At 54.7% G+C, this 464-nt stretch carries 1 pseudogene; it reads left to right on the forward strand.

Annotated features, from left to right (window positions below):
* Window positions 1–464, forward strand: a pseudogene (locus ACTHTY_RS11800) (diaminopimelate decarboxylase); the annotation flags it as partial.

Raw genomic sequence — 464 nt, forward strand, 5'->3', positions numbered from 1 at the left:
TGGTGGGTTTGTGTGTGTTTTGGTGGTTGGTGGTGGTGTGGCGGGGGCGGTTTTTTCTGGTGTGGGTAGGGGTGAGGTAGAGGTTGGATTTGTGTTGAATGCAGGCGTGAAGTGCTTCGATATGGAAAGCATTCCCGAGATCGACCGTATTCAGAAGGTTGCCGCGCGTTTGGGTAAAGTCGCTCCGGTTTCCCTGCGCGTCAATCCTGATGTCGATGCCAAAACCCACCCTTATATCTCCACCGGCCTGAAGGCCAACAAATTCGGTATTGCCTCTGCTGATGCGATTGAGGCCTATCGTCATGCCTACCGACAAAGCCATTTGAACATCGTCGGTATCGACTGCCATATCGGCTAGCAACTGCCCGACCTCAGCCCGCTGGTCGAAGCCTGCGAACGAATCTTGGCCTTGGTCGACCAACTAGCAGCCGAAGGCATTGTGTTGGCACACTTGGACTTGGGCG

It is taken from the genome of Neisseria sp. P0019.S002, from assembly GCF_051957155.1.
Lineage (GTDB): Bacteria > Pseudomonadota > Gammaproteobacteria > Burkholderiales > Neisseriaceae > Neisseria > Neisseria perflava.